Below are 20,084 nucleotides of genomic sequence, written 5' to 3'. Positions count from 1 at the left end.
GCCGCGGCCCGGCACATGGCCGAGGCGGCCGCCGCCGTGTGCCCGGCCGCCGACGGCGTCGCACCGCTGGTCGCCGTCACCGGCGGGCTCACCGGGATGGGTGACCCGCTGCTCGCGCCGCTGGCCGAGGAACTGGCCGACCGGCTGCCCCGGGCGCGGCGGGTGACGGCCGAGGGGGACCCCCTGCACGGGGCGGTGCGGATGGCGACGGACCTCGCGACCGGCTCATTCACCCTTCCGGGTGATGACGCGCTGTTGTCCGTGGTGGCCGACGCGCGTCCGTAACGGGCCTGGCAGGTGAACGGCCCCTCCCGTGCCCGATATCCGGACGTAACTCATCCGACAAATGCGGACGGATACCGCTCACCTGCACCCTCCCCGAACAGGGGAACCCGGGAAACCACTAACATGCCGCACCATGAGCACCCCCACTGGGCCCGCGTCCGGCCTGCCAGTACGAATGCCGCGCCCCCGCCAGCCCGGGAGGCACCGCCGCCCCGAACCCCTGGTGGCTCCCGAGGGCGCGCCCGCGCTCGTCCTCGCCGTGCCGGGTACGCCCAGTAGTGCCACCCGCTCCCTCGCCGACGAGGTCGTGAGCATCGCGCGCTCCGAGCTGCCCGGCCTGGACGCCCGTATCGGTTACCTGGACGGCGACGACCAGGAGTTCCCCACGCTGCAGGCCGTGCTGGCGCACGCCGCCGATGAGCGCACCGCCCGCTTCGAGCAGGCCCGCGCCGCCGGAATGGACGTCAAGGAGCCGGACGGCCCCGTCGCGGTCGTCGTCCCGCTGCTCGCGGGCCCCGACAGTGCCCTGCTGCGCCGGGTGCGCCAGGCCGTGATGGACAGCCGCGTCGCCGCCGACCTGACCGACGTCCTCGGCCCGCACCCGCTGCTCGCCGAGGCGCTGCACGTGCGGCTGTCGGAGGCCGGGCTGGCCCGTGCCGACCGTGCCCGCCTGTTCACCGTGGCGACCGCCGCGGACGGCATCGTCCTGGCGTCCGTGGGCGGGGACGAGGCCGTGCAGGCGGCCGGGATCACCGGCATGCTGCTGGCCGCGCGGCTCGCCGTCCCGGTGATGGCCGCCGCCCTGGACGAGGAGGGCTCCATCGCCTCCGTCGCCGAGCAGCTGCGCAACGCCGGTTCGCAGCAGCTGGCGCTGGCGCCGTACCTCATCGGCCCGGAGATCGACGCGAGCCTGATCGAGGCCGCGGCCAAGGAGGTCGGCTGCTCCGCCGCCGAGGCCCTCGGCCCCTACCCGGCGATCGGCAAGCTGGCCCTCGCCAAGTACACGACGGCGCTGGGCATCGCCACGCCGCAGGCCCAGGGGTCGCCGGTCCGCTGACCCCGCTGCACACACGACGCCGACAGGGCCCGCTCCCCCCGGGGAGCGGGCCCCTGCCGTTGCCTCCCCGTGCGGGCGCGTCCCGCTCGGCGGACGGGTCAGCGCAGGACGAGGCAGGAGGCCGCGGTCACCGGGAGGGAGCCCCCGCGTTGCGGCAGCCCCGTGTCGGGGTCGGTCGCGAACCAGGTCACGTCGCCGGAGCGCTCGTTCGCCACGTAGAGGACTCCGTTCGCCTCGGACAGGTCGCGCGGCCACCGGCCGCCGCACGGAACGGTGGCGAGCAGGCGCGGCTGTGTCCGGCCGCCGCCCGAGGGGGCGTCCAGGGCGAGGACGGACAGGACGTCCTCGCCGCGGGTCGCGGTCCACAGGCGCCGGCCGTCCGGCGAGACGGCGATGCCGGACGGGTAGGCGTCCCCGGCCGGGGCGCCGGGCAGCACCGGGACCTCGGTGAGCGGCTGCAGCACTCCCCCGTCGGCGTCCCAGCGGCACACCAGCAGGGTGGGGCTGAGCTCGTTGAGGACGTAGGCGTGGCGGCCGTCGGGGTGGAAGGCCAGGTGGCGCGGCCCGGATCCGGGCCGCAGCGCGATCTCCCGGTGCAGGACCGGTGTGCCGTCGGTGAGGGTGCACACGAGCACGGAGTCGGTGCCGAGGTCGACGGCGACGGCCCAGCGGCCGCTCGGGTCGGGCTGCACCTGGTGGGTGTGCGGGCCCTGCTGCCGCTGCGGGTGGGGTCCCGAACCGCTGTGCTCGAACACCCCGGAGGCCGACCGGGACAGGGTGCCGTCGGGGCGGACCGGGACGGCGGTGACGCTGCCGGAGCCGTAGTTGGCGGTCAGCAGGTGCCCGTCGAAGAGACCCAGGTGGGTCGGCCCGCTCGCGGCGACGGGCACCGGGCCGCCCGCCGGTTCCAGCCGGTCCCCGGCCACCCGGAGCGCCGCCACCGCGCCCTCGTCGGTCTCGCTGACCGCGTACAGCGTGCGTCCGTCGGCCGCGAGGGCGAGATAGGAGGGGTCGGGCAGCCCGTCGACGGCACTGAGGGCGGTCAGTCCGCCGTCGGGGGCGACGGCGGCGGTGACGATGCCCGGCCCGCCCGCCGCCGTGAACGATCCGATGAATGCCCGCCGAGCGCCGTCCGCCACCACTGACCCCTCTCGCCACTGCCGGTCCCGGGGCGACCGTAGCAGTCGCGCGTCTCAGGTCTGGACCATAGCGGGGGCTTCGGCGGGCATCAGGCTCCGACCAGCGGTGATCCCGAGGGCGCCCGGAGCGGCGCGGCGAGTTCGGCGAGGGCCCGCTCCAGGCCGTGCAGGTGGGCGAGGGCGGGTTCCGGGGCGGCCCGGTGGTCGCCGGAGGTGATGTCCCGGCCCTCGGTGAGCGCTTCGACGGCCGTTTCGACGCGCCGGCAGGCCGCGGCGAGCCGGGCGTCGTGGGACGCCTCCGGGTCGGCGGCGACGGCGGTCAGGCCGCGGAGTTCCCGGGCGCAGTCGTCGAGCAGGGCGAGCACCCGGCGGGCGCGCCGCTTGCGGCCCAGCACGGGGTGGAGGGGGTGCACCAGCGGGGCGACCGACAGCCGTACCCGGGCGAGCAGCTGCTCCAGTTCGGCGATCCTCGGCTCCGGGTCCGCGCCCTCGGAGCCGGCGAGCCGTGCCGCGGCCTCGGCGGTGCAGGCGTGCACGCAGCGCAGGGCCCGGCGGATCCAGTGGTCGGTGACGCTGTGGGTGGTCACGGGCAGCACGAACACCACGGCCAGCGCGGCGCCCAGGGCCCCGACACCGGTCTCCACCAGCCGCAGCGCCAGCAGGCCGGGCGTCAGGACGCCCAGCAGCCCGTAGAGCATCGCGGCGAGCACGGTCACCCAGAGCATCATCCAGGTGTAGGACAGGGCGGCCGTGTAGAAGATGCCGAACACCGACACCGCGACGATCACGGCGGTGGGCAGGGCCGCGCCGTGCGCGGGCACGGCGACGGCCAGGGCGAGGGCGACGCCGAGGACGGTGCCGAGCACCCGTCGGAAGCCCCGGACCAGGGTCTCGCCGCGTGAGGAGGTGTTGACGAAGGCCCACCAGGTGGCGCCGACGGCCCAGTACCACCGCTCCCCGGACACCAGCTGGCCCACCAGCAGGGCGAAGCCCGCGCCGGCGGTGGCCTGCACGGCCTGCCGGGTGGTGATCCGGGCCAGGCCGCGGCCCTCGGGCGGGGCGGGCGCGACGGCCGGCGGCAGGCGGCGCTCGTAGCACCACAGCCCGAACCGCGTTGCGGCCGCCGCGAGGACCGACAGCAGGACGGCCGCGCAGATCTCGGGCAGCTGTCCGGGCGTGGTGTGCAGGAACTGGGCCACGAAGTAGGTCATGAAGGCGAACACGCCGAGGCTGTGCCCGCGCGGGCCCCAGCGCCGGGCGTACACCCCCAGCCCCACGACGGCGAGGAAGGTGAGGTCGCGGGCCACCGGCTGGTCGTGCAGGACCGCGGCGGCGGCGAGGACCGGCAGGCCGACGGCGGGCAGCAGGGCCGTGGTGACGGCCTGTTCGCGGACGGTGGCGTCGGTGACGGTGAACAGGGCGAGCAGGGCCGCGAGTCCGCCGGTGACGGCGCCGGGGAGAGAGTGTCCGGCCAGTCCGCACAGGGCGACGGCCGCCGCGATGCCGAGCACGGCCCGCGCCGCGAAGCGCAGCCGCACCCGGCCCGGGTCCGGCGCCATGAACACCCTCTTCAGCACTGCGTGTCCCCCCGTGATGATCCGTGTGAACCGGCATGAAAAAGGCGCCGCGGGGGTCCGCAGCGCCATCGACTTTCCTATATCAGCATCCCCGGCGCCGACGGCTCAACCGGCACCCGTCCGACTGGTCCATTGGTCCAGCCGCGGGAGGACCCGGCGGGACCACGGAAAGCCATTGGCCTGGCCCCGGTGGCCCAACGGCCCGGCACTCCGCCGGGCCGTTGGTACAGTCGGAGCGACCTTCGAGGGACCAGGAGGCCGGACGCCATGGCCGTCGACGAACTCGACACCCGCATCCTGCGGCTGCTGCTGGAGCGGCCGCGCACCAGCGTGCGCGAGTACGCCCGCATCCTCCAGATCGCGCGCGGCACCCTGCAGGCCCGGCTGGACCGGATGGAGCGCGAGGGCGTGATCACCGGGACGGGGCCGGCCCTGTCCCCCGCCGCGCTGGGCCACCCCGTGCTGGCCTTCGTGCACATCGAGGTCACCCAGGGGCACCTGGACGAGGTGGGCGACGCGCTGGCCGCGGTGCCGGAGATCGTGGAGGCGTTCTCCATCACCGGCGGCGGGGACCTGATGACCCGGGTGGTGGCGCGGGACAACGCACACCTGGAGGACGTCGTCCAGAAGCTGATCAACCTGCCGGGCGTGGTGCGCACGCGTACGGAGGTGGCGCTGCGGGAGCGGGTCCCGCACCGGCTGCTGCCACTGGTGGAGTCGATCGGCCGGACGGTGGGCCGGTAGCTCCTGGCATCCTGGCCCCATGAGCACCTTCGGCACCCTGTCGGTCATCTTCGATCTCGACGGAACGCTCGTGGACAGCGAGCCGAACTACTACGAGGCGGGCCGTCGGACCCTCGCCGAGTACGGCGTCCCCGACTTCACGTGGGACGAGCACGAACGCTACGTCGGCATCAGCACCCGGGAGACGATCGCCGACTGGCGCGAGCGCTACGGGCTGCGGGCCCCGGCGGAGGAGATCCTCGCCGTGAAGAACCGCCACTATCTGGAACTGGCGGGCTCCACCACGCGCGCCTATCCGGAGATGCGGGCGTTCGTCGACGTGCTGGCGGCGGAGGGGGTGCCGATGGCCGTGGCCTCCGGCTCGTCCCCGGAGGCCATCGAGGCGATCCTCGCCGTCACGGGTCTGGACGCCCAGCTGGGCACCGTCGTCTCCGCCGAGGAGGTCGCGCACGGCAAACCGGCGCCGGACGTCTTCCTGGAGGCCGCCCGCAGGATCGGCGCGGACCCCGCCGACTGCGTGGTGCTGGAGGACGCGGCTCCGGGCGCGGCCGCGGCCCACGCGGCCGGCATGCACTGCATCGCGATCCCCTACGTCGCCGCTCAGGCCGACGCCCCGGAGTTCGCCACCGCCGGTCTGCTGCTGCGCGGCGGGCAGCGGGAGTTCACGGCCGGGGCTGCCGCGGAGTGGCTGAAGCGCCTGGCCGGGACCGGCTGACCGCGGTCCGGCCGGCCGGGCCGCCGGGGCACCGGTGGGGCACTTGAGCCGACAAGTCGGGCGGCCGGAGGGAGGGGACCGCACGGATCACGCCGGACCGGCACCTCGATCGAAAATTTCTGCCCGAACGGTGATTGTCTTGCCGCTTCCATCCGTACTCCCTGGTGTTGGGCCGTTCTTATCCCAGGAGGCACGATGCGCATCTCGCGCAGCACGGCAGGAACCGCGTTCGTGGGCGGAGCCATGATCCTCACTCTCACCGCGCTGGCCTATCCCACCATGCTGGGCGTGCAGAACACCTCGACCAAGCAGGACCGGGTAGTGGCCAACACCAACTACGGCCCGCTGACCGAGGCGGACCGGGACTTCGTGGTCAAGGTCCGCGCCGCGGGGCTGTGGGAGCACCCGCTGGGGCTGATGGCCATCGAGCGAGGGACGACGCCGGAGATGAAGGAGGCGGGCGAGCACCTGGTGGTCGGACACGGGCGGCTCGACGAGAGCTGCCGCAAGATCGCCCTGGAGCTGGGGATCACCCTGCCGAACCAGGCCTCGCCGCAGCAGGAGGGGTTCGTGCAGACCGTGGAGTCCACCACCGGCAAGGAGTTCGACTCCGTGGCGGTGAACATCATGCGGGTGACGCATGGTCAGATCTTCCCGGTGATCGCCAAGGTCCGGGCCAACACCCGGAACACGCTGGTCCGGCAGCTGGCCGACCAGGCCAACGACACGGTGCTGGACCACATCACGGTGCTGGAGAAGACGGGCCTGGTGAACCACGAGCAGGTCAACTTCCAGCAGACCAGCCCGCCGAAGATGCCGGAGGAGCAGGTGACTCCGCCGGCGCCGGCCGCGGGCGCACCGGTGCTCGTGCTGAAGATCCCCAAGGAGCTGGAGGACCTGAACACGGCCTCACCGGCGCCGACGCCGGCTCCGACGGTGAAGTGACGCCCGCTCCGTCGTGAGCGTCACGACGGACCGCGCACCGCTTCAGGACCCGCGCCGGGGTTTGCCCCGGCGCGGGTTCTTCGGTGTGGGGCCGCCGCCCGCCCGGCGGCCCTTGCCGGACGACGCCCGTCCGGCCGCCCGCTGTCCGCGCCCGGCGTCCCGCCCCGGGCGTTCGGTCTTCCCGGCTCTCTGCTGCCCCTGCTTCCGCTGTTCCTGCTTCCGCTGTCCCTGCTTCTGCTGTCCCTGCTCCCCGCCAGGCTGCTGCGTCCGGCGGCCCCGGGTGCTGTTGGCCGTCCGGCCGCGGACGATGCCGATGAAGTCGTCCACCAGGTCCGTCGTCGCGTCCTCCGGCCAGGCCAGCGCCACACGCGACTCCGGGGCGCCGGTGAGGGGGCGGTGGGTGAGGTCCCTGCGGTGGTGCAGCCGGGCCAGGGACAGCGGTACCACCAGGACGCCGATCCCCGCCGCGACCAGCTCGACGGCGTCGGCCGTGGTGGCCGGCCGCTCCAGGGCGGGCCGTCCCGGCAGCCGGTCCCAGTCGAGGACGTCGTCGAGGGGGTGCAGCACGATGTCGTCGGCCAGGTCGTCCGGGGAGACCTCGTCGACCGCGGTGACGAGGTGGTCCTTGGGGACCACCACCACCGTCTGCTCGGTGTAGAGCGGGATGGCGCTCAGCACCGTCCGGTCGACGGGCAGCCGGACGAGACCCGCGTCGGCGTCCCGGCTCACGAGCAGCTCCGGGGCCCGGGAGGCGGGGACCTGGGTGAGGGTGAGGGGTACGCCGGGCAGTCGCTCGTTCCAGATGCGCACCCATTTGCCGGGCATCACCCCGGGTGCGTACACGAGCCGGAACGAGGAGGGCACTTCCGAGCCTGTCACCTGGCCAGGTTACCGGCCGTGGTCGGCGGTCGTGCACACGCTCGATACCCTGGGCTCCATGACGTCGCACCAGAACACCCAGACCATGAAGCCCGCGACCGCGGCGAAGAAGCTGGGTGTGTACCTCGAGGCCACCCCCGCCGAGTTCCGCGAGGGCATGGTCTCCCGGGCCGAGCTGAACGCGCTCCAGGCGGACCCGCCCCAGTGGCTGCGGGACCTGCGGCGCGACGGCCCGCACCCCCGCCCGGTGGTGGCGGCGAAGCTGGGCGTCTCCATCGCCGGCCTGGCCCGCGGCGGGGTCACGGAACCGCTCACCACGGAACAGATCGAGGCGCTGAAGCAGGAGTCTCCGCAGTGGCTGGAGCGGGAGCGCGCCACGCAGGCCGAGGTCCGCAAGGAGAACGCGCGGCTGAAGAAGCGGGACGCGGAACGCGCCGCCGGGCAGGACTGATCCGGCCGGCCGGCCGCCCGGACACCGGGCGCCGGAAACGCCAGCCCGCGCCACCCCTTCCGGCGGATAGAAATATCTACCAGCATGGGGCCAGCACGCGCCCGTGAGGCGCAGCCGACCGTGCCCGGGGTGGGACATGCAGAGCCACATGTGGAAGCAGGCCGTCGAGTGGCTGGCCGCGGCGGCCACCGACCCCCAGGCCTGCAAACGGGCCTGGGACCACGGCAACGGCACGGCCCTGCTGGCCGCCGGGCGCTACTGGGACGTGCTGAGCGTGCCCGACCGTCTCGGGCTGCTCGCCCTGGACGTCCTGTGGCACGACCCGCTGAAGACACCGGGACCCACGCTGGTGGACGTCACGGCCCGCCGGGTGGGCTTCTTCCTGCCGCCCGACCCGGTGAGCGAGTGGGTCGGCTTCGGCGTGCGGCACGTCGGCCCGGGTTCCTGGGTCGCCGTTCCCCCGCCGTACCGGGCCGCCGGGCGCCTGGAGTGGCTCGTCCCACCGGACGGCAGCGGGACCCTGCACTCCCCCGGCCCGCTGGAGCTGGCTCTGCGCAAGGCCACCGGCACGCTCGCCGTGCTGGCGCCGGTCAGTGCGGAGCCGGTGGGGCCGGACGGCTGGTGAGGGCCTCCCCGGGCGGCGCCGCGCGGAGGTGGAGCGCGGGGTGACCGTCCGGGGCGGGGGCGTCGTCGCGGGGGTGATGGGGGGTGTCGCCGCCGGGGTGGTCGCCGTCCGTCCCGGCATCGGTGTCCGGGCCGGCCTGTGTGCCCGTCTCGGTGTCGGCGTCCGTACCAGCGTCGGCAGGCGTGCCGAGGTGGGCGCCCGCCCAGGCGTCGGCGTCCATCTCCGCGTGGGCGTTCGTGGCGGGGGCGCCCGTCGCGCGGGCGTCCTTCGTGCCGGCCTCCGTCCCGCGAGCCTCCGTCCCGCCTCCGCCGTCCGCACCCGTGTGGCCGGGGCCGGCACGATCGGCGCCCGTGTCGGCGTCGGCCTCCGGCTCGCGGCCGGGTGCCCGCGCGCTCTCCGGAGGCAGCACGGGCACCGGGATCCGGAAGGGGACGGACCGCGCGGCCGGTACGGTCGGCGCGGGCGGCGTCTCCTGTTCGCTCACCGTCGCGGCGGCGAAGGAGGCCCAGCGGCCCTCCCGGTGGCCCGGAACCGTCTGTCCCCTGGCCCGCCACTCCGCGACGAGGGCCGTGTAGATCGGCGTGTGGCCGTCGGACCCCCCGGCGGGTCCCGCGTACGGCCGGTGCGCGGCGTCGTTCCCGAGAAGGCGCCGCGCCGTCTCAGTCCTGTCCATGTCGGGGCAACGGCGCACCCCGTACCGGCGGTACGCGGGAGGCTCCCCGTCCCCCGGGTCGGGTGAAGCCGTCACCCGTACGGCCCAGCGCCACGGTCAAACAGGCATTCAGGGACGGGGCCGTCCGTTCAGAACGCGACCCGCTCGCACACGAACCGACACCCGGGTGCCAGGGCCCGCCCGGTCCGCGCGACCGCACCCCGGCGTGGCGGCTCCCGCGTCCCGGCGCGGAGGCACCGCGCCGGGGCCCGGTGCTACGGGCGCTCGCCCGACAGGTCGTCCGCGGTCTCCCGGCGCTCCGCGGGCACCGTCACCGGCCCGGCCACGGCCGCGGTGTCGGTGACCGGCGAGCGGCGCTGGGTCAGCCACAGCCCGACGGGCTCGGTGTAACGGGCGGTCAGCGGGCCGATCACGACGAGGACCAGGACGTAGGCCGTGGCCAGCGGTCCCAGGCGCGGTTCGACCCCCGCCGTGACGGCGAGTCCCGCGATGACGATGGAGAACTCCCCGCGTGCCACCAGCGTGCCGCCGGCGCGCCAGCGGCCCTTGGACGAGATGCCGGCCCGCCGGGCGGCCCAGTACCCGGTGGCGATCTTCGTCAGGGCGGTGACGACGGCGAGCGCGAAGGCGGGCAGGATCACCGGCGGGATGGACTCCGGGTTGGTGTGCAGCCCGAAGAAGACGAAGAACACGGCGGCGAACAGGTCCCGCAGCGGGGCGAGCAGGTTGTGGGCGCCCTCGGCGGCCTCCCCCGACAGGGCGATGCCCACGAGGAACGCGCCGACGGCGGCGGAGACCTGGAGCTGCTGGGCGAGCCCGGCGACGAGCAGGGTGAGGCCCAGTACCACCAGGAGCAGCTTCTCCGGGTCGTCGCTGGAGACGAAGCGGGAGATGATCCGGCCGTAGCGGACGGCGACGAAGAGGACCAGCCCGGCGACGCCGAGCGCGATGGCCAGCGTGACGCTGCCCGTGGCGAGACCGGCGCCGGCCACCAGGGCGGTGACGATGGGCAGGTAGACCGCCATCGCGAGGTCCTCGAGGACGAGGATGCTCAGGATGACCGGGGTCTCGCGGTTGCCGAGCCGGCCGAAGTCGCCGAGGCACTTGGCGATGACTCCGGAGGACGAGATCCAGGTGACGCCGGCCAGCACGACGGCGGCGACCGGTCCCCAGCCGAGCAGCAGGGCGAGGAGCGCGCCCGGCACGGCGTTGAGGCACATGTCCACGAGGCCGGCCGGGTACTGCGTCTTCAGGTTGGAGACGAGATCGCTGGCCGTGTACTCGAGGCCGAGCATGAGCAGCAGCAGGATCACGCCGATCTCGGCGCCGATCGCGACGAACTCCTCGCTCGCGCCGAGCGGCAGCAGACCGCCCTCGCCGAAGGCCAGCCCGGCCAGCAGGTAGAGCGGGATCGGCGAGAACTGGAGCCGTCCGGCGAGGCGCCCCAGCAGGCCGAGGCCGAGGATGATCGCACCGAACTCGATCAGGAAGATCGCGGAAGAGTGCACGCGGTCACTCCCGGCCGAGGATCTCGGCGGCGGCGTCGATGCCCTCGCGGGTACCGATCATGATCAGGGTGTCACCACCGGCGAGGCGGAAGTCGGGGGCCGGGGAGGGGATCGCCTCGGCACGGCGGAGCACGGCCACGATCGAGACGCCCGTGTCGGTGCGCATCCGGGTCTCGCCCAGCACCCGGCCGTTCCAGTGCGAGACCGCGGACAGCTCGATGCGCTCCGCGACCAGGCCGAGGTCGGTGGTGTGGAGCACGCTGGGGCTGTGGTGATCGGGCGTCAGCGCGTCGATCAGGGCGGCCGACTCGGCGGTGGTCAGGCGCAGCGACTGGGCACAGGCGTCGGGGTCGTCGGACCGGTAGACGTTCACCGTGCGCGCGCCGTCCCGGTGCGCGATGACGGACAGATGCTGGTGCTCACGCGTGGTGAGGTCGTACTGCACGCCGATGCCGGGCAGCGGCGTGGTGCTCATCCGTGGAGCAGGCACAGCCCGTCCCCTTCCAGGTCTTCTCTTCGTTGCTGTCATGGGTGCCGACCCGCATTCGCACGGTTGATCCACACCCACGACGCACATCGTGCCATCCCCCACCGACGCTGAGGACATGGGTGGTGTCACGGATGGACACCGAACTCGGCACAGGCTCATGACCGGCCGGGGCTGCTCAGCGGGCGCCCCCGCCGCAGGCAAAGCCGCTGCCGGTCCGGCGGCCGGGGCGGTCCGGTGCCGTTCGGCCCCGGGCGCGGGCCCATTGGTCCCGCGCCGTGGCGGGCGCCGTGGCACATCCTGGAGAGGAGGGGACAACGGAACACGGGCACGAGGAGACGAGGAGGCGTGATGAGCGGACCGGTGGTCGTCGGGGTGGATGGTTCGGAATCGAGCCTGGCTGCCGTGGAGGCGGCTGCCGCCGAGGCGGAACGGCGCGGGGTCGGGCTCCGTGTGGTGCACGCGTTCCTGTGGCCCGCGCTGCACGTGCCCCTGGGCGCCCCGCCGATGGGGCCGGCCGACGGAGGGCTGCAGGCCGCCGCGGACCGGCTGGTCGCCGAGGCCGTCGAGCACGCCCGGTCGGCGGCGCCGGACGTGGAGGTCTCGCACGCGGTGATCACCGGCGAGCCGCTGACGGTGCTGGAGGCGCAGTCGCGCCAGGCGGAACTGGTGGTCGTCGGTTCCCGGGGCATGGGCGGGTTCGTGGGCCTGCTCGTCGGTTCGACGGCGGTGCACCTGGCGGCCCACGGCAAGTGTCCGGTGCTGGTGGTGCGCGAGCCGGGCACGCCGGACGGGCCGGTCGTGGTCGGCGTCGACGGTTCCGCGGCGGGCCGGAGGGCGATCGACTTCGCCTTCGCGGAGGCCGCCGCGCGCGGGGCCGAACTGGTCGCCCTGCACGCCTGGACGACCTGGAACGCGCCGCTGCCGGCCCCGCCGGACGCCACGGTGCCGTACGCGAACGAACCGGGGGCGCTGGCCGCGAGCGAGGAGCGGCTGCTCGCCGAGGCGCTGAGCGGGTACGGGGAGCGGTTCCCCGGTGTGAAGGTGCGGCACGAGCTCGTGCGGGGAGGCAGCCGTGAGGCCCTCATCGAGGCGAGCCGCACGGCCCGCCTGCTGGTGGTCGGGGCGCGGGGCCGGGGCGGGTTCGCCGGGCTGCTGCTGGGATCGGTGAGCCAGGCGATGCTGCATCACGCGCACTGCCCGGTGGCGGTGGTGCGCGGCGAGCGCGCGGACGCGGATGGGGACCCGGCCTGATCGGGCCTGTTCCGGAGGGGGACGGCCCCGGTCCATCCGGAGGCGCCCGCCTCGGTCCTGCGCCGGCCCGGCGCCCGGGCCGGGCGACGGGTAGGCGGGGCGTCGGGCGGGTACTCCGCTCGTAATTGCCGGCGTCCGGACATCGGGGCACCGCGTCGGCCGGTCAGGGGCCGGGACGGGGACGGGAGTGAGCGGTGAGGGACACGGTCATCGTCGGAGTGGACGGTTCGTCGTCCAGTCTCGCGGCGGTCGACGTCGCGGCCCGTGAGGCGCAGTTGCGGGACGCGCAGCTGCGGATCGTGCACGCGTTCAGCCGTCTGGTGGACCTGGACCCGATGATCCACGGAGTGCTGGCCCGGGCCGAGCGCCGTGCCCACGAGCGTGCCCCGGGCCTGGAGATGGCCAGGACCGTGGCGTCCGGCGAGACGCTCACGGTGTTGCAGAGCGAATCGCGCCACGCGGTGCTGGCGGTCCTCGGCAGCCGGGGCCGGAGCGGGTTCGGCGATCTGCTGCTGGGGTCGACGGTCGTGCAGCTCGCCGCCCACGGGCACTGCCCCCTCATGGTGGTCCGCGGCCGGACCGACCCGCAGGGGCCGGTGCTGCTGGCCGTGGACGGCTCGCCGGGCGGGGCCGCGGCGGCCCGGTTCGCCTTCGCGGAGGCCGCCATGCGCGATGCCCCGCTGGTCGCCCTGCACGTGTGGAACACCTGGAGCGAGCCGACGCCGTACGACGGTCCGGCCGATCCGCTGAACGTGGTGGTGGATCTCGACGCCCTCCGTGAGACGCACCGGCGGCGCCTGGAGGAGGCGGTGGCACCGTGGCGGGCGGCGCATCCCGGCGTCGCCGTCGACCTGCGGCTGGAGCGGGGCCGGGTCCGGCACACGCTGCTGGCGGCCACCCGGGGCGCCCAGCTGGTGGTGGCGGGGGCGCGCGGGCACGGCGGGTTCGCCGGGATGCTGCTCGGCTCGGTCAGCCAGGCGCTGCTGCACCACGCCGACTGCCCCGTGACCGTCGTCCGCGGCAAGGACTGACGACACCCGGCGAAGCGCGGGCCATCAGGGCGAAAAGCATCGTTCGTGCTCCGGGACAAGAGCGTCCGGCCCGGTGCCGAATGCTCCGCCACGCTCCTGTGCGCCCCCATGGAAAAAGGTTTCGGCACATCGGGTGGCCGGTTTGAGTGGGCAGGAAAAGGATTCACGTCCCACACAGGTGGGACATCGCTGCATTCCTTGTGTCGCGCGAGACAGGTGGTAGGCGATGAATCACTGCACCGCGGAACACCCACCCACGGCCTGGAAATCCGGAACCGCCCCCGGGATATTGCCGTCCGTCACCCATGGTATTTCTCTCATCCGGCGTCCGCTGCACTTCCTGAATTCCCTTCCCGCGCACGGCGATCTGGTGGAAATACGCCTCGGCCCGAGGAGGGCGTGGGTCGTCTGCCATCCCCGTCTGGTCCACGAGATGCTGCGGGACACCCGCACCTTCGACAAGGGCGGCCCCCTGTACACCCGGCTGCGGGCCCTGATGGGCGACGGTGTCGTCACCTGCCCGCACGAGGACCACCGCAGACAGCGCCGCCTGCTGCAGCCCGCCTTCCGCCCGGCACGCGTCGCCCGGCTCACCGAGCCGATGGCCGAGGAGGCCGAGGACCTGTGCCGCGACTGGCGGGACGGCCAGGAGGTGGACGTCAGCGCGGCCATGATGACGGTGACGACCGGCGTGGTCGGCCGGGTGCTGTTCTCGGACGCGCTGGACCCGGGGCGCGCCGCCGAGGTGCGGGACTGCCTGACCACGGTGGTGCGCGGACTGTTCGTCCGCACCGTCGTGCCGGTCGACGCCTTCTTCCGTCTTCCCACCCCCGGGCACCGCCGCTACACCCGGGCCGTCGCCCGGCTGCGGGCGATCGTCGACGAGGTCGTCACCCGGCGGCGGCTGGCGGGCGAGGCACGCGACGACGTGCTCGGCACACTGCTGGCCGCGGCCGACGGCCCGGAGCCGGAGGTGACCGGCCGCGAGGTGCAGGACCAGCTCGTCTCCCTCCTGCTCACCGGCGCCGAGAGCGCCGCCCTGTGCCTCTCCTCCGCCTTCGGCCTCCTCGACCTGCATCCCGAGGCCGAGCAGCGGCTCCACGAGGAGGTCGACGCCGTGCTCGCCGGACGGACCCGGCCCGCCCTCGACGACCTGCCGCGCCTGGTGTACACCCGGTCCGTCGTCGACGAGTCCCTGCGCCTCGCGCCGCCCGGCTGGCTGTTCACCCGGCTGACCACCCGGGAGGTCGAGTTCGGCGGACGTCTGCTGCCCGCCGGGGCGACCGTGCTGTACAGCCCCTACCTCCTGCATCACTCCCCCGGGTCGTTCGCCGACCCGGAGCGGTTCCTGCCCGAGCGGTGGCGGGGCGGCGGGGAGGCCGGCGGGGACGGCGGCGGGCCGTACAGCGCGATGATCCCGTTCGCCGCCGGGACCCGGAAGTGCCTCGGGGACACCTTCGCCCTCGCGCAGGCCACGGTGACGCTCGCGACGATCGCCCGCCGGTGGCGGCTGCGCCGTCCCCCGGGCCCGGTCGCTCCCGTACGGCCCGCGGTGACGCTCGGGCCGAGGTCGCTGGTCATGCGGTGCGAGCGACGCGCCGGACAGTCCGCGCCGGCGGCCACGCCCACGGGCGCGCGGACCGCCCGGCCCGGCCCGTCGTCCGCGGTAAGCGAATCGCGAGAGGCAGGTGCCACCGGTGTCGACGATGCGTGAGGTGACCATGACGGCCACGGGGGACGCGGGGACCGGGTCCACTCTCCCGGAGCTGATCGACGCCCATCTGTACATGCCCTTCCCGTTCGCCCGCAGCCCGTACGAGCAGCAGGTGGCCGAAGGGGTCGGGCAGTGGCTGCGGGAGACCGGACTGGCGGCGGAGCCGGGCGTGACGGAGATGATCGCCCGCACCCGCCCGGCCGAACTCGCCTCCTTCAACAGCCCGGACATGGACCGCGATGTGCTGCACATCGTGGCCCGGCAGATCGCCTACCAGTTCGTGTTCGACGACCTCGCCGAGGAGGTCGGCCGGCGGGAACCGGGCCGGCTGCTGCCCCTGCTCCACGAGAGCATCGCCGTCCTGCGGGACGACGCCTCCCCCGGCACGGCCCTCGGCGCGGCCCTCGCCGACCTGCTCCGCCAGGTCCGCGAGCGGTGCACACCCGCACAGGCGGACCGATGGACCTGGAAGAGCCGGGAGTACGTGCACGGCCTCCTCCACGAGGCGGTCGCCCAGGCCCACACCCCGCCGGCCGGGGCCGCCCTGTGCACCTCGATCCGGGCGCTCACCGCGGGGGTCGAGCCCTTCCACCCCCTGTGCGAGGCGGCCCAGCCGGAGGAACTGACCGGGGCGGAACTGCACCACCCGGTGATGCGCCGGCTGACCCGGCTGTCGGCCGACGCGGCCGTGTGGATACCCGACCTGTACTCCGCGGTGAAGGAGCAGCAGGCGGGCGAGCTGATCAACCTGGCCCTCGCCCACCAGCGCGCCCACCGGTGCTCCCTGCCGGTCGCCACCATGCTGGCGATCCGGCAGATCAACGCGGCGGTACGGGAGTTCGAGGAGATGTTCGCCGGCATCAGGCCCCGGCTGAGCCCCTCGGCCATCGGCTATGTGGAGGGCATGGCCGGCTGGATCCGCGGGTGCTACCACTGGTCCCGCACCGTCCCGCGGTACGCGGACACGGCCTCGGCGTCCGCCCTGGCCTGACCACCGCAACTGCCGTCCTCGCGGCGCCCATTCGCCGTTCCCTACCCCTGACGGAAGGAAACCAACCCCTTACCCGGAGCGATTCACCCGTACTCGTTCCACCGGTCCCGGACACCCGTCCCGGGTCCGGTGGGCGGCGTACGCTCTCCTGCCACCCTTGCCGAACAACAGGAAGCGGTACGGCACATGGCCAACGAGCTGCGGCACCTTCCCACCCGGCCGAGGCCGTTGTTCGAGCGCCAGCGCGAACTGGAGGCCGTCGAACGGGCGCTGGCGGCCCTGCGGGACACCGGGGACAACGTGCCGCACGGCGGGCTGCTCAGCTTCACCGGCCGGGGAGGGATGGGCAAGACGACTCTGCTGGCCCGCACCCGCGACCTCGCCGCCGCGCACGGCGTGAGCGTGCTCTCCGGCAGCGGCGGTGCCAACGAGCAGGAGCTGGCGTTCCGTGTGGTGCGCCGGCTCCTGCAGCCCGCGCTGGCCACCATGTCCGAGGCCGAACTGCGCGACTTCCTGGGAAGCTGGTACGACATCGTGGGCGCCGCGCTCGGCCTGGAGGCGGGGCACGCCACCCACGTCCCCGACCCGACCGGCGTCCGGGACGGCCTCGACTGGGTCGTCACCCGCCTCGCCGTGCAGCGGGCCCCGCTGGTGCTGCTCCTGGACGACCTGCACTGGGCGGACGCCGAATCGCTCGGCTGGCTCCTCTCCTTCGCCCCGCGGGTGGCCGACCTGCCCCTGCTGATCGTCCTCGCCTACCGGCCCGACGACCTGCCGCCCGAGGCGGAGCCCCTGCGCACCCTGCCCGGCGGCCTCGCCGGGCGCCCCTACGAGCTCGCTCCGCTGAGCGCCGGAAGCGTCGCCCGGATCGTCCGCGACGAGGTCGGGGAGGAGGCGGAGGACGCGTTCTGCGACGCGTGCTGGGCGGTCACCGGGGGCAGCCCGTTCGAGGCCGTCGAACTCGCCATCCAGCTGGGCGAACGCAACCTCAAGGGCACCCGGCAGGACCTGCGGGCGATGCGGGACCTCGCCGCGGCCATCGAGGGCCCGGGGCTGATGGAGCGCCTGCACGCCATGGGCACCACCACCGTCCGGTTCGCCTACGCGGCCGCCGTCCTGGGCGAGTCCGTCTCGCAGGAACTCGCCGCCGCCCTGGCCGTGGTCGGGAGCGAGGCCGCCGCCGAGGCGACCGAGCGGCTGCGCGCGGGCCGGATCCTGGCCGAGGACGACGGCAGCGACGGCCTGGCGTTCATCCACCCCCTGATCGCCACCACCATCTACCGGGCCATCCCCACCGGGCTGCGCGTCGGCCTGCACAACACGGCCGCCGAGGCGATCCGCGCGGCCGGGTTCGGCCCGGCCGCCGCCGCCCGGCACCTGCTCGAAGTGCCCGCCGAGGGCCGCCCGGAGGCGGTCGCCTGCCTGCGCGAGGCCGCCCGCGAATACACCCGGGCGGGAGCCCCCGAGGCCGCGCGGCGCCTGCTGACCCGGGCCCTGCAGGAACCTCCGCTGCCCGAGGAGCGCGCCGCCCTGCTGCACGAACTCGCCTGCTCCACCTTCCTCATCAAGCCCACGGCCACCGTCGCCCACTTACGGGAGGCGCTGACGGAGCCGGGGGTGGAACCGGAGCTGCGGGCCTCGATCGTGTACCGGCTCACCCAGGCCCTGGCCCACACCGACCGGATGGCCGAGGCCGCCACGGTCGCCGGCGACGAGGCCCGGCGGGCCCGCCACCCCCGCATCCGGCTGCGCATGCAGGCCGACGCGTTCGTCTGGAGCGCCTTCCGCACCGACGAGCCGGACTCGGCCGCGCGTTCCCGCCGGCTCGCCCGGCTGGCCGCGAGGGTGGCCGGCCGCGGGCTGGAGGAACGCTACATCCTGGGCCTGCGGGCCTGGGACGCCGTGCTGTGCGGCGAGCCCCGCGAGACGGCGCTCGGCCACGCGGAGGAGGCGCTGCGCGGCGGGCTCAGCTGGACCGACCAGAACCGGGGCTTCGAGGTGCCGGTCTCGGTGGCCCTGGTGTTCATGTACTGCGACCAGCCGCGGCGCGCCGAGGAGCTGTTCGCCCGGGGCATGGCCGAGTGCGAGGACAAGGGCTGGCGCGGCTCCCACCTGGCCCTCGGCCAGGCCCTCGCCGGGTACATCCGCCACCAGCGGGGCTGCCTCGCCGAGGCCGAGAACCTGGTCCGCGAGGGGCTGCGCATCGCCGACCGGGTCGAGGGCGCGGTGCCCGCGCAGTGGTTCGCCGTCGGCATCCTCATCCAGACGCTGCTGGCCCGCGGGCGGACGGCCGCGGCCCGCCGGCTCGCCGACCGCTACCGCTTCGGCAAGCTGGTCCCGAACGCGGTCATCTACCCCGACCCGCGCACCGTGTACGCCGAACTGCTCCTCGCCGAGGGCCGCCACGCCGACGCCGCCGCCCTGCTGTCCGAGGTCGGCGAGTGGCTGGACCGGCGCGACTGGCGCAACCCCGCCTGGTGCCCCTGGCAGTCCGGCCTCGCCTCGGCCCTCGCCCGCACCGCACCCGACGTGGCCGTCCGTCATGCGCGGGAGGCGGTCAAGCGGGCCCGGGACTTCGGCGCCGCCTCGGCGATCGGACGGGCGGTGCGCACCCTGGCCGAGGTGACCGGCGGGCCGGCCGCGATCGACCTGTACGCGGAGGCCGTCGACCACCTGGAGCGCTCTCCCGCCGCCTACGAACTGGCCCGCGCGCTCGTCGGGCACGGCGCCGCGCTCTCCCGCAACGGCCGGCTCCAGGAGGCCGCCGACCGTCTCTACCAGGGACTGGAGGGCGCGGTCCACTGCGGGGCGGAGGCACTGGCCGTCCGCGCCCGGGACGAACTCGCCGCCGCGGGCCTGCGTCCCCTCCCCCTGCGGTACGGCCAGACGGACACCCTCACCGCCCCCGAACGCAAGGCCGCCGAACTGGCCGCCCGGGGCGTCCCCGCCCCCACGATCGCCGGCGACCTCCACCTCACCGAGCAGGGCGTCCGGCACCTGCTCTCCTCCGTCTACCGCAAGATCGGCACCGACGAATCCGGCCTGGCGGCGGCCCTGAAGTCCTTCCCCTGCCCGCGAAGCTGAGCCCCGGGCGGGGCACCGGGCCCGGGGCACCGGGCACCCCTGGGCCCCCGGCCCGCCGGCCCGCCGGTTCAAGGGCCGTCACACGCGTCCGACTTCTCGACGGCCTTCGTGAAGGGGACGATGAGGCGCTTCATGGCCTCGGCGTCCCGGTGGCGGGCCGCGCCCTCACCCCGCGGCGGCCCGACTGCGCGACGCCGGACGGCCCTGACGTCAGGTCGCTCGCCGCCTTGTCGACGCTCGTGTCGTCCAGGCGGGCCTCATCCCAGAGCTGGGTGTTGAGCGTGTGGGCCTGGCTTCCGATCCTGGAGAGATCGGTCTGGTTCACATCGAGGTCACCGGTTGTGGCGGCGTGGCCGTTCCGGGGGTCCGTACCGGAGTCGTGCTGGTTGAGCCGCATGGACGTCGCGCCGCTCTGCCCGCGTCCGCGGTTCTCGTGCCGTGCTGCCGGGTGTGGGGCGGTGGATGGGTCAGGATGGGGGCATGTCTGGCACCTTCACCACCCGAGTCCTGACCGTTTCCACCGGCTCCGAGGAGCGGGTCGTCGATCTGACCGGTGACTGCGAGGCGTTCCTGCGGGACGCCGCTGCCGGGCGCGACGGGCTGCTGAATGTCTTCGTGCCGCACGCCACCGCCGGGATCGCGGTCATCGAGACGGGGGCCGGCAGCGACGACGACCTGCTCGCCGCCCTGCACACCCTGCTGCCGGCGGACGACCGCTGGCAGCACCGTCACGGCAGTCCCGGGCACGGGCGTGACCATGTCCTGCCCGCGATCGTCCCGCCGCACGCGACGCTCCCGGTGGTCGGCGGGCGGCTGGAGCTGGGGACCTGGCAGTCGGTGTGTCTGGTCGACACGAACAAGGACAACCCCGAACGCACGGTGCGGCTGAGCTTCCTGGGCTGAGCGGAGGCGCGGGGAAGATCCA

At 74.6% G+C, this 20,084-nt stretch carries 20 protein-coding genes; 13 read left to right on the top strand and 7 right to left on the bottom strand.

Annotated elements, in window-relative coordinates:
• Positions 1–285, top strand: a 285-nt coding sequence (locus G3I53_RS20350; RefSeq protein WP_164334587.1) for a hypothetical protein, incomplete at its 5' end; no start/stop codon positions are given.
• A gap of 133 nt (positions 286–418) precedes the next feature.
• A complete protein-coding gene (locus G3I53_RS20345; RefSeq protein WP_203591942.1) occupies positions 419–1,342 on the top strand; it encodes a hypothetical protein in 924 nt (307 codons plus the stop codon).
• Between the two features lie 98 nt (positions 1,343–1,440).
• Here G3I53_RS20345 and G3I53_RS20340 read toward each other — a convergent pair whose 3' ends face one another.
• Together G3I53_RS20340 and G3I53_RS20335 are read right to left on the bottom strand one after the other, a co-directional pair.
• Positions 1,441–2,481: a lactonase family protein gene (locus tag G3I53_RS20340; RefSeq protein WP_164334588.1), complete on the bottom strand. Its 1,041-nt coding sequence runs from the start codon at positions 2,479–2,481 to the stop codon at positions 1,441–1,443.
• Between the two features lie 89 nt (positions 2,482–2,570).
• Positions 2,571–4,058 carry an FUSC family protein gene (locus G3I53_RS20335; RefSeq protein ID WP_164438628.1) on the bottom strand — a complete coding sequence of 496 codons (1,488 nt, stop codon included), beginning with the start codon at positions 4,056–4,058 and terminating at the stop codon, positions 2,571–2,573.
• A gap of 267 nt (positions 4,059–4,325) precedes the next feature.
• Here G3I53_RS20335 and G3I53_RS20330 point away from each other — a divergent pair, with 267 nt between their 5' ends.
• From G3I53_RS20330 to G3I53_RS20320, 3 genes are all read left to right on the top strand, one after another.
• Entirely contained in the window at positions 4,326–4,802 is a 477-nt protein-coding gene (locus G3I53_RS20330) for an Lrp/AsnC family transcriptional regulator (RefSeq protein WP_164333098.1), read from the top strand.
• A gap of 19 nt (positions 4,803–4,821) precedes the next feature.
• Positions 4,822–5,517, top strand: a complete 696-nt coding sequence (locus tag G3I53_RS20325; protein ID WP_164333099.1) for an HAD family phosphatase — start codon at positions 4,822–4,824, stop codon at positions 5,515–5,517.
• 195 nt (positions 5,518–5,712) lie between these two features.
• On the top strand, positions 5,713–6,462 hold the full coding sequence (locus G3I53_RS20320) for a DUF4142 domain-containing protein (RefSeq protein ID WP_164333100.1): 750 nt from the start codon (positions 5,713–5,715) through the stop codon (positions 6,460–6,462).
• 42 nt (positions 6,463–6,504) lie between these two features.
• Here the strand turns inward: G3I53_RS20320 and G3I53_RS20315 are convergent, their stop codons facing one another.
• Positions 6,505–7,341 (bottom strand): LysR family substrate-binding domain-containing protein, encoded by an 837-nt coding sequence (locus tag G3I53_RS20315; RefSeq protein ID WP_164333101.1) that lies wholly within the window; start codon positions 7,339–7,341, stop codon positions 6,505–6,507.
• Positions 7,342–7,399: 58 nt separating this feature from the next.
• On the opposite strand from G3I53_RS20315, the gene G3I53_RS20310 reads away from it, so the two are divergent.
• Positions 7,400–7,792, top strand: a complete 393-nt coding sequence (locus G3I53_RS20310; RefSeq protein WP_164333102.1) for a DUF5997 family protein — start codon at positions 7,400–7,402, stop codon at positions 7,790–7,792.
• A gap of 136 nt (positions 7,793–7,928) precedes the next feature.
• Positions 7,929–8,417: a hypothetical protein gene (locus G3I53_RS20305; protein WP_164333103.1), complete on the top strand. Its 489-nt coding sequence runs from the start codon at positions 7,929–7,931 to the stop codon at positions 8,415–8,417.
• On the opposite strand, the gene G3I53_RS34025 is transcribed toward G3I53_RS20305, so the two are convergent.
• From G3I53_RS34025 to G3I53_RS20290, 3 genes are all read right to left on the bottom strand, one after another.
• The gene (locus G3I53_RS34025; protein WP_239064001.1) at positions 8,383–9,090 is read right to left on the bottom strand and encodes a hypothetical protein; all 708 of its coding nucleotides are present in this window, start codon (positions 9,088–9,090) and stop codon (positions 8,383–8,385) included. The two genes, G3I53_RS20305 and G3I53_RS34025, sit on opposite strands and share 35 nt — an antisense overlap.
• Before the next feature lie 254 nt (positions 9,091–9,344).
• A complete protein-coding gene (locus G3I53_RS20295; RefSeq protein WP_164334722.1) occupies positions 9,345–10,598 on the bottom strand; it encodes a cation:proton antiporter in 1,254 nt (417 codons plus the stop codon).
• A gap of 4 nt (positions 10,599–10,602) precedes the next feature.
• On the bottom strand, positions 10,603–11,088 hold the full coding sequence (locus G3I53_RS20290; RefSeq protein WP_192234802.1) for a cation:proton antiporter regulatory subunit: 486 nt from the start codon (positions 11,086–11,088) through the stop codon (positions 10,603–10,605).
• A 348-nt stretch (positions 11,089–11,436) separates the two neighbouring features.
• On the opposite strand from G3I53_RS20290, the gene G3I53_RS20285 reads away from it, so the two are divergent.
• The 5 genes from G3I53_RS20285 (at position 11,437) to G3I53_RS20265 (ending at position 19,159) form a co-directional block, all read left to right on the top strand.
• Positions 11,437–12,339 carry a universal stress protein gene (locus tag G3I53_RS20285; RefSeq protein ID WP_164438627.1) on the top strand — a complete coding sequence of 301 codons (903 nt, stop codon included), beginning with the start codon at positions 11,437–11,439 and terminating at the stop codon, positions 12,337–12,339.
• Positions 12,340–12,533: 194 nt separating this feature from the next.
• Positions 12,534–13,370 (top strand): universal stress protein, encoded by an 837-nt coding sequence (locus G3I53_RS20280; RefSeq protein WP_164438626.1) that lies wholly within the window; start codon positions 12,534–12,536, stop codon positions 13,368–13,370.
• Between the two features lie 370 nt (positions 13,371–13,740).
• Positions 13,741–15,084 (top strand): cytochrome P450, encoded by a 1,344-nt coding sequence (locus G3I53_RS20275; RefSeq protein ID WP_343240655.1) that lies wholly within the window; start codon positions 13,741–13,743, stop codon positions 15,082–15,084.
• Complete coding sequence (locus tag G3I53_RS20270; protein WP_239064002.1) at positions 15,077–16,075, top strand: (-)-alpha-amorphene synthase; 999 nt, start codon at positions 15,077–15,079, stop codon at positions 16,073–16,075. The genes G3I53_RS20275 and G3I53_RS20270 overlap by 8 nt, the downstream gene beginning before the upstream one ends.
• A gap of 186 nt (positions 16,076–16,261) precedes the next feature.
• A complete protein-coding gene (locus tag G3I53_RS20265) occupies positions 16,262–19,159 on the top strand; it encodes an AAA family ATPase (protein ID WP_164438625.1) in 2,898 nt (965 codons plus the stop codon).
• Between the two features lie 130 nt (positions 19,160–19,289).
• Here the strand turns inward: G3I53_RS20265 and G3I53_RS20260 are convergent, their stop codons facing one another.
• A complete protein-coding gene (locus tag G3I53_RS20260; RefSeq protein ID WP_164332493.1) occupies positions 19,290–19,556 on the bottom strand; it encodes a hypothetical protein in 267 nt (88 codons plus the stop codon).
• Positions 19,557–19,639: 83 nt separating this feature from the next.
• Between G3I53_RS20260 and G3I53_RS20255 the strand changes: the two genes are divergently transcribed.
• Positions 19,640–20,062, top strand: coding sequence for a YjbQ family protein (locus G3I53_RS20255; RefSeq protein WP_164332494.1), 423 nt, complete (start codon positions 19,640–19,642; stop codon positions 20,060–20,062).
• The last annotated feature ends 22 nt before the right edge of the window (positions 20,063–20,084 follow it).

Source organism: Streptomyces sp. SID14436 (genome assembly GCF_010548465.1).
GTDB lineage: Bacteria > Actinomycetota > Actinomycetes > Streptomycetales > Streptomycetaceae > Streptomyces.
This window is presented reverse-complemented; position numbering and strand designations above follow the sequence as displayed.

Coding starts and splice junctions, on each gene's coding strand:
- G3I53_RS20345 (WP_203591942.1), top strand. CDS start 419: ATGAGCACCCCCACTGGGCCCGCGTCCGGCCTGCCAGTACGAATGCCG.
- G3I53_RS20330 (WP_164333098.1), top strand. CDS start 4,326: ATGGCCGTCGACGAACTCGACACCCGCATCCTGCGGCTGCTGCTGGAG.
- G3I53_RS20325 (WP_164333099.1), top strand. CDS start 4,822: ATGAGCACCTTCGGCACCCTGTCGGTCATCTTCGATCTCGACGGAACG.
- G3I53_RS20320 (WP_164333100.1), top strand. CDS start 5,713: ATGCGCATCTCGCGCAGCACGGCAGGAACCGCGTTCGTGGGCGGAGCC.
- G3I53_RS20310 (WP_164333102.1), top strand. CDS start 7,400: ATGACGTCGCACCAGAACACCCAGACCATGAAGCCCGCGACCGCGGCG.
- G3I53_RS20305 (WP_164333103.1), top strand. CDS start 7,929: ATGCAGAGCCACATGTGGAAGCAGGCCGTCGAGTGGCTGGCCGCGGCG.
- G3I53_RS34025 (WP_239064001.1), bottom strand. CDS start 9,090: ATGGACAGGACTGAGACGGCGCGGCGCCTTCTCGGGAACGACGCCGCG.
- G3I53_RS20285 (WP_164438627.1), top strand. CDS start 11,437: ATGAGCGGACCGGTGGTCGTCGGGGTGGATGGTTCGGAATCGAGCCTG.
- G3I53_RS20270 (WP_239064002.1), top strand. CDS start 15,077: ATGCGTGAGGTGACCATGACGGCCACGGGGGACGCGGGGACCGGGTCC.
- G3I53_RS20265 (WP_164438625.1), top strand. CDS start 16,262: ATGGCCAACGAGCTGCGGCACCTTCCCACCCGGCCGAGGCCGTTGTTC.
- G3I53_RS20260 (WP_164332493.1), bottom strand. CDS start 19,556: ATGCGGCTCAACCAGCACGACTCCGGTACGGACCCCCGGAACGGCCAC.
- G3I53_RS20255 (WP_164332494.1), top strand. CDS start 19,640: ATGTCTGGCACCTTCACCACCCGAGTCCTGACCGTTTCCACCGGCTCC.